At 73.9% G+C, this 7,798-nt stretch carries 6 protein-coding genes; 3 read left to right on the forward strand and 3 right to left on the reverse strand.

Going from position 1 to position 7,798, the window contains the following annotated elements:
* Positions 1-28: 28 nt before the first annotated feature.
* Complete coding sequence (locus ACIP5M_RS27645; protein WP_401201742.1) at positions 29-2,752, reverse strand: CHAT domain-containing protein; 2,724 nt, start codon at positions 2,750-2,752, stop codon at positions 29-31.
* A 162-nt stretch (positions 2,753-2,914) separates the two neighbouring features.
* On the opposite strand from ACIP5M_RS27645, the gene ACIP5M_RS27650 reads away from it, so the two are divergent.
* Positions 2,915-3,829 (forward strand): SDR family oxidoreductase, encoded by a 915-nt coding sequence (locus ACIP5M_RS27650; protein WP_401201744.1) that lies wholly within the window; start codon positions 2,915-2,917, stop codon positions 3,827-3,829.
* A 15-nt stretch (positions 3,830-3,844) separates the two neighbouring features.
* Here the strand turns inward: ACIP5M_RS27650 and ACIP5M_RS27655 are convergent, their stop codons facing one another.
* A complete protein-coding gene (locus tag ACIP5M_RS27655) occupies positions 3,845-5,077 on the reverse strand; it encodes an enoyl-CoA hydratase/isomerase family protein (protein ID WP_401201746.1) in 1,233 nt (410 codons plus the stop codon).
* On the opposite strand from ACIP5M_RS27655, the gene ACIP5M_RS27660 reads away from it, so the two are divergent.
* Positions 5,058-5,633, forward strand: coding sequence for a dihydrofolate reductase family protein (locus tag ACIP5M_RS27660; protein WP_401201748.1), 576 nt, complete (start codon positions 5,058-5,060; stop codon positions 5,631-5,633). The two genes, ACIP5M_RS27655 and ACIP5M_RS27660, sit on opposite strands and share 20 nt — an antisense overlap.
* Here ACIP5M_RS27660 and ACIP5M_RS27665 read toward each other — a convergent pair.
* Entirely contained in the window at positions 5,618-6,367 is a 750-nt protein-coding gene (locus ACIP5M_RS27665) for an AraC family transcriptional regulator (RefSeq protein ID WP_401201750.1), read from the reverse strand. The genes ACIP5M_RS27660 and ACIP5M_RS27665 overlap by 16 nt on opposite strands.
* 54 nt (positions 6,368-6,421) lie before the next feature.
* On the opposite strand from ACIP5M_RS27665, the gene ACIP5M_RS27670 reads away from it, so the two are divergent.
* A complete protein-coding gene (locus tag ACIP5M_RS27670) occupies positions 6,422-7,651 on the forward strand; it encodes an MFS transporter (protein ID WP_401201751.1) in 1,230 nt (409 codons plus the stop codon).
* The last annotated feature ends 147 nt before the right edge of the window (positions 7,652-7,798 follow it).

Genomic DNA, 7,798 nt, shown 5'->3' on the forward strand with positions numbered 1-7,798 from the left:
GGTCCTCTCCTTGTCGTCCTGCTCGTCGTCACGAAGGAAAGCCGACATAACTGAAGGCGGCCCAGTGCTCCACGCCCAGCTCGGCCCGCAGCACGCCCTGCGCCTCGCGCACCGCGCCCTGTGCCGACGCTCCCCGCCGGACGGCCGCGTGAAACAGCCTCATGAAGGCCAGCGCGGTCCCGTCGTGGACGGGCCACCGCGAGGCCACGATCCCTTGCGCGCCCGCCCGCAGGAACGCGCCCGTGAGTCCGGCCGCGTCATTGATGGCGCTGCCTCCCGTCAGCGCGGAGGAACACGCCGAGAGCACGACCACCGGTGCACGCTCCAACCGGATCCCCAGCAGGTCGGAAGCGGTGACCCGCCGGCTGTCGACCTGGGGGTCCTCGACGAGGTGCAGCGCCGAGTTCCACGGGTCGTCCTGGTCGAAGGAGCCGTGGCCCGCGAAGTGGATCAGGTCCCATGGCCCGGAGAGCCGTTCGAGCACCTCCCGCTTGGCGGCGAAGCTGGTGTCGAGGACGGTGAGGCGCCCACCCCACGTCCGCTGCAGCGTCCTGGCTTCCTCTGCCGTCGACGGCAGGTCCGCGCCCTGGTACGTGACCATGAGGACGTTCATCGGCGGTCCCGGCGGTGCGGCCTCGCCGGCCGCGCGCAGGTCCTCCGCCACGCTGAACGACGGCAGGTACGTGATGCCCTCGAGCGGCGGGGCACCCTCCTCCTCGGCCAGCGCGGCGAGCGCTTCGAAGGAGATGCCGCCGACGACTCCCGGGGTGCTGATGACCACCCTGGTGAGCGCCTCCTCGCGCAGGGTGTCCGCCAGGGGGCGCCACAGCGCCCGGTACGCCTTGGTGAAGAGTTTCCGGAACCGCTTCTCCCGCCAGTTGCTCTGGTCCTTGGAGGTGAGCGCCATCGCCGCGGCGAGCCCGGCGAGGTCCGCCTGCCACAGGTGCGCCCGTACGGTCCTGCCGACGACGACGGCGAGGACCTGGTCCCTCCACAGGGAGAGGCTGACGAAGCCGGTGCCGGCCGCCGCGGCGCGCCACTGCCGCAGTGTCGCCTCCAGGCGGGGCCGCAGGACGTCGAGGTGTTCGGAGAAGGGAGGGGTGTGTGCGACGACCGGCGGCTCGCCCAGCAACGCCGCCAGCACGCCCACCGACTCCTGCAAGAGCTGTGCCGACGTCTCGGCCTCGAGCGCCGACCGCTCCTCCTCCCCCATGGTGTGGAAGCGGATCGTCGCGGCCCGCGACCATTCCACGGCGCACAGCGCGTCGACAGGACGGCCCAGCCGGGCGTAGACAAGGGCCAGCGTGTCGAAGTATTGGACGAACTCCTCCGCGTGCGCGTGCAGCACCCGGACGTCGGAGATCCGCCGGCGGCCGAGGACTCCTCCCGCGCACACCTCCTCCAGCAGCCTCAGCGCCTCGTCCAGCCGGCCGTCCTGCAGGTACAACTGCGCCAGGTTCCCGATCATGACCCAGGAGTCCGGCTGGTCCCGCCTCGCACCGAGGCCGGCGACATTGGCCTCGAGGTCGTCGATCGCCTGACGGCGGAGTGCGGTGCCCGGCTCCTTGCTGCCGAGGATGGCCGCCGCCCGGGAGTTCCGTGCCGAGAGCACCATCCGGTCGGAGAGGTGTCCGCTGTCGATGGCGTCGGAGAGGTAGCGGACGGCCCGGCCGACGTCCTCGTCGGAGAGACCGTGGAGGACCCGCGGGTCCGCCTCCCCGACGGCTTCCATCGCCTCGAGCATCCACGGCTCCACCGCACGGCGCGCCTGGAGGACCGTGGTGACGGGCAGGCCCAGGAGGTCGCCCAGGGCCCAGCGGAGGCGGGCCGACTGCTCCGGTGCTTCGTGATGGCCGCGGCCCGGCCCGCTGGTGAAGTACTCCAACGCCTTCTCGGCGACCTCGATCGCTTCGGCGCGCAGTCCGGGCCGGTAGACGATCGCCAGCAGCCCGTCGCCGATCTCGCGCAGCAGACTGAAGGCGTACAGGGCGAAGTTGTGCTCCGCGAACGCCAGATGGAGCGGCGCACGACCTGCGAAGCCGGCCATGGCACGTGCGCAGAGTTCCACGGCCTCCACGCCGTCCGCCGGGTCGCGCACCAGCCGGAACAGTCGATGCCGCAGAGAGGACTCGTAGTTCACCAGGAGCGCGGTGTCCCCTTCCGCCGGGTGACCGCCGAAGCTCCACAGCCTTCGGACGAACCGGGCGAGGAGCTGCAGCTCCTCGAAGAAGTCGGGCCGGAGGGAGGGGATCTCCAGCTCCCGTTCGGACTCCAGGATGTCGTCGGAGGCCGACAGCCCCCAGATGTGCTTCGGCCGGCGCCGCACGTCCTCCTGCGCTTCGGGAGGAGCCAGACCCTCGTCCCAGCCGGGGCCCTGCCGGCACTCCGGTGTGAACGGCGGGTCGATCTCCGCCGCCTGCAACTCCAGGCGTCGGCTGCCGCAGTTCACGCAGGCGAGCTCCTCGAAGCCTGCGAGGGCCACCTCGAAGGCGGTGCCGCAGTCGGCGCAGGTGAACAGGCACACCGCCAGGTGGACGACCGGCTCGTGGGGGCCGGCGCCGCAGTGGGCGCAGTACCCCTCGGCCGTGCCGGTTCCGGCGGCGAAGCCGGGATGGGTACGGGTCTCGCGCCCGCAGCGGGCGCAGCGCCGGTAGACCTGGCCGTCGTAGGAGATCACGGGTGCGAGCTCGGCGTACCGGTCGGGCAGCGACCAGCACCGGACTTCGTCCAGGGACTGCTGTGGCTCGGGCATGGCGGCCTCCCCCGCGGTGGTGGGCCGCGCTGCCACCCCGCTCCTGGAACGATACGGTGCCGGACCGGCCGGAGTCAGCCGGTCGCGTCACCCGCGTGCGGAACGGGGGCCGCGGTGGCGTCGTGTTGGTTGCCCGCGCCCGGCCGGGCGTAGGCTCGCCGCATGGCTGGAACTCTTGAGGGCAAGGTCGCCCTGGTCGCGGGCGGCACGCGGGGAGCGGGCCGGGGCATCGCCGTCCAACTGGGCGCGCAGGGCGCGACGGTGTACGTGACGGGCCGCAGCACGCGGGGCCGGCGTTCGGAGTACAACCGGCCGGAGACGGTCGAGGAAACAGCCGGGCTGGTCACGGCGGCGGGCGGCACGGGGATCCCCGTGGTCACCGACCATCTGGTGCCGGCCGAGGTCGAGGCGCTGGTGCGGCGGATCGACGCCGAGCAGGGGCGTCTGGACGTCCTCGTGAACGACATCTGGGGCGGGGAGGTGCTCTTCGAGTGGGAGAGCACGGTCTGGGAGCACGACCTGGACAAGGGGCTGCGGCTGCTGCGGCTGGCGGTCGAGACGCACGCCGTCACCAGCCATTTCGCGGTGCCGCTGCTGCTGCGCCAGCCGGGCGGGCTGGTGGTGGAGATGACGGACGGCACCGCCGAGTACAACGCGACGCGCTACCGGGTGTCGTTCTTCTACGACCTCGCCAAGTCCTCGGTGCTGCGCATGGCGTTCGCGCTGGGCCACGAGCTCGGGCCGCGCGGGGCCACGGCGGTGGCGCTGACCCCGGGCTGGCTGCGTTCGGAGATGATGCTCGACGCCTTCGGCGTGACGGAGGCGAACTGGCGCGACGCGCTGGAGAAGGTCCCGCACTTCGGCATCTCGGAGACCCCGTCGTACGTGGGCCGCGCGGTGGCGGCCCTCGCCGCGGACCCGGAGGTGGCGCGCTGGAACGGGCAGTCCCTCTCCAGCGGCCGGCTCGCCGCGGTCTACGGTTTCACGGACCTCGACGGCAGCCGTCCGGACGCGTGGCGCTACATGGTCGAGGTCCAGGACCCCGGTCTGCCCGCCGACCCGACCGGATACCGCTGAGCCCGGTCGCCCGTCTCAGCCCTCGTCGACCGTGCCGGCGGGGGCCGCGCCGTCCGGGAGCCCCAGTTCGCGGTCCTGCCCGAGGGGGGCGAAGAACCGCTCCACGTCCGCGTCGGACACGTCCGCCAGGGCCGGGGGCGACCAGCGCGGCCTGCGGTCCTTGTCGACGACCTGGGCCCGGATGCCCTCGACCAGATCGGGCGAGCGCAGCGCGTTGCAGGAGACCCGGAACTCCTGTGCCAGCACCTGCTCCAGCGAGCCGAGGTCTCCGGCGCGGCGCAGGGCGGCGAGGGTGACCTTGAGCGCGGTCGGGGACTTGGCCAGGATCGTCTCGGCGGCCTCCTTGGCGGCCGGGTCGCCCTCGGCGAGCAGCCGGTCCACGATCTCCTCGACGGTTCCGGCCGCGTAGCAGCGGTCGATCCAGGGCCGTGCGTCCGCGAGCCGGCCGGGCGGCGGCGTGGCGGCGTACCGCGGCAGCACTTCGTGGACGGGGGCCGTCGCGAGCGCGGCGGTCAGTTCCGGGAGCCGGGCGGCGGGGACGAAGTGGTCGGCGAGCCCGCACAGCAGCGCGTCGGCGGCTCCCACGGCGGCGCCGGTCAGGGCGAGGTGGGTGCCGAGGCGGCCGGGGGCCCGGCCGAGCAGCCAGGTCCCCCCGACGTCGGGGACGAAGCCGATGCCGGTCTCGGGCATGGCCACGCGGGAGCGTTCGGTGACGACGCGGACCCGGCCGTGGGCCGAGAGCCCGACCCCGCCGCCCATGACGATCCCGTCCATGAGGGCCACGTACGGCTTGGGGTAGCGGGCGATGCGGGCGTTGAGGCGGTACTCGTCGCGCCAGAAGCCGGCGGAAGCGGTGGTGCCGGCCTTGGCGTCGTCGTGGATCGCGCGGATGTCCCCGCCCGCGCACAGCCCGCGCTCGCCGGCGCCCCGGATCAGGACCTGCCGGACGGCGGGGTCGGCCTCCCAGGCGGTCAGGGCGGCGTCGATCCGCCGCACCATGGGGTGGGTGAGGGCGTTGAGGGCCTTGGGGCGGTTAAGGGTGACCACCCCGGTCCGGCCTTCGGTGTGGAGCAGGACGGTGTTCTCGTCTTCGGTCTTCACGCGCACCAGTATCTCCGCGCCGGTCTCCGCGCCCCGAGCCGCCCCGGTGCGGTTTCCGGGGCCGCTCGGGGCGGCTTCCGGGGCGGCTTCCGGGGCGGGACGGTCCGCGGGCGTACAGTGGACGCCCATGCGGAAGATCATCCTCATGGCGTCGGTGTCCCTGGACGGATTCTTCGAGGGCCCCGAGCGGCAGATCGACTGGCACTTCGTCGACGACGAACTGCACCAGCACTTCAACGACGAGATCCGCACGATGGGCGGTCTGCTGGAGGGCCGCGTGACGTACGAGCTGATGGCGGACTTCTGGCCGACGGCCGACGCCGATCCCGCGAACGCCGGGACGGTGGCCGAGTTCGCCGGCATCTGGCGCGACATCCCCAAGTACGTGTACTCGCGCACCCTTCAGCGGGCCGACTGGAACACCACCATCGTCCGGGACGTGGTCCCGGAGGAGGTGGCCGCCCTCAAGGCGGCCCCGGGCGGTGACCTGGTGATCGGCGGGGCCGATCTCGCCTCCGCGTTCCTGCGCCACGACCTGGTGGACGCGTACCGGATCTACGTGCACCCCGTACGGATCGGGCGCGGGAACCCGCTGTTCAAGCCCCTCCCCGAGGGTCCGGACCCGGTGCCCGTCCCGCTGCGGCTGGAGGGCACGCACACCTTCGGCAACGGGGTCGTGCAGCTGCGCTACGAGCGCCCGTAGGCCCCCGGGGTGTGCCCGAACGCCCGCCGGAACACGTCGATGAACGCGCTCGCCGACGACCAGCCACAGCGGTGCGCGACCGCGGTGACCGGGGTGTCGACCGCCAGCAGCCTGAGCGCCTGGTGCAGCCGCAGCTGGGTGCGCCACTGCGGGAAGGTCATGCCCAGCTCGGCCCGGAACAGCCGGCTCAGCGTCCGCTCACTGGCCCCGGCCCCCGACTCCGCGCCGAGCGCGGCCAGTCCGCGCGGGTCCGCCGGGTCGGCGTACAGCAGGGCGCAGACCGCCGCGAGCCGCGGGTCGGCGGGGGCGGGCAGGTGCAGCGGCTGGAGCGGCGAGGCCCGCAACTGGTCGAGGAGGACCCCGAGCATCCGGCGGCGCGCGGGGCTGCCGTCGTCGGGCGTGCGGGTGTAGGCCAGGATCAGCTCGCGCAGCAGCGGCCCGACGGCAATCACGGCCGGCGCGTCCAGGGACAGCGGGTTGAGGCGGGTCGGCAGGCCGACGCAGTGCAGGTCGGTGCGTCCGAACGCGCGGTGCTCGTGCACGGTCCCGGCCGGGATCCACAGGGCGCGGGTCGCGGGGGCCACCCAGGTGCCGGCGTCGGTGGTCACCGACAGCACCCCGCGGCCGGCGTAGGCGATCTGGTGGTCGTCGTGGCGGTGGGGGTCGATCCCGGTGTCGGTGTCGAGCTCGCTGACGTTCGTCGCGGCGCGCGGCGTGTGGCGGATTTTCTGCATCACCCGGCAATTTATCGGAAGCGCCGCCCACCCGCCGCCGGTGATCCTCGACCGGTGAAGAAGAACAGCATCCGCATCCGTACCGCCGCCTTCGCGGCGGGTCACTCGTGCGTGGACGTCTACCAGGGCGCCGTCGCCGCGCTCGTACCCTTCCTCGTGGCGGAACGCGCCTACGACTACGCCGCCGCGTCCGGCATCGTGCTCGCCGCCTCGCTGCTCTCGTCCGTGGTGCAGCCGCTGTTCGGGATGCTGACCGACCGGTGGCCGATGCCCTGGCTCATACCGTCGGCGGCGGCCGCGGCCGGGCTGGGCATCGCCCTGGTGGGGCTCGACGCGGGCTACCCGGCCACCGTGGCCGCCGTCGCCCTGTCGGGGCTGGGGGTGGCCGCGTACCATCCGGCGGCCGCCCGGCGGGTCCGCACCGCCCCGGGCGGGGCCGGGCACACCGCGATGAGCTGGTTCGCCCTCGGCGGCAATGTCGGCTTCGCCTGCGCGCCGCTGCTGGTCGGGGGCGCCCTGGCGGTGCCCGGGCCGGCCGGCTGGTGGCTGCTGGCGCTCCCGGCGGCGCTCGGTGTCCTGCTCACCCTGCCGCGTCCGGCGGGGACGCGCGGCGCGACCGGCTTCCCGGAGACGAGCGCCCCCGGGTCACGCGCCGGCGGGGACGACCGGCCGGCGTTCCTGCGGCTCTCCCTCGTCGTGGTGGTCCGCTCCGTCGTGTTCATCGGCCTGAGCACCTTCATCGCGCTGTACGTACGCGAGCGCGGCGGTGGGGGAACCGCCGGCGCCGTGGCCCTGTGCGCCCTGTTCGCGGGCAGCGCCGGCGGCACCCTGCTCGGCGGCCGGCTCGCGGAGCGCTGGGGCCGGGTCACCACCGTCCACCGGTCGTACGCCGCGGCCGTGCCCGCCATCGCCGGGATCCTGCTCCTGCCGCTCCCGCTGGTGTACGTATGCGCGGCGCTGGCGGCCACCGCGCTGTACGTGCCGTTCTCCCTCCAGGTCACCCTGGGCCAGGACTACCTCCCCACGCGCATGGGCACCGCGAGCGGTGTCACCCTCGGCCTGACCGTCAGCGTCGGCGGCCTCGCGAGCCCGCTGATCGGCGCCGCCGCGGACGCCGCCTCCCTGCGCACCGCGCTGATCCCGCTGGCCGTGCTGCCGGTGCTGGCCTGGGCCCTGTCGCGGCGGCTGCCGGAGCCGTGCCCCGACCCCGGGGCCGCTCGGGTGGTCCCGGAGGCCGGGGCGGCGGCCGTCGCCAAAACCGAGCAGCCGGACTTGCCCGCCTGACGGCACTCCCCCTAGGGGGTGTCTTACGGATCAGGCCGGGCTCCCGGTGTCCGGCACCGCGCCTCGCCGCGTTGTCCTCACTCGCCGACGCTCCGCGTCGACTCCCTCGTCCGCCTTGCGATGCACGGCACCAGCCACCGCTCCCTC

This window comes from Streptomyces sp. NPDC088762, from assembly GCF_044750905.1.
GTDB lineage: Bacteria > Actinomycetota > Actinomycetes > Streptomycetales > Streptomycetaceae > Streptomyces.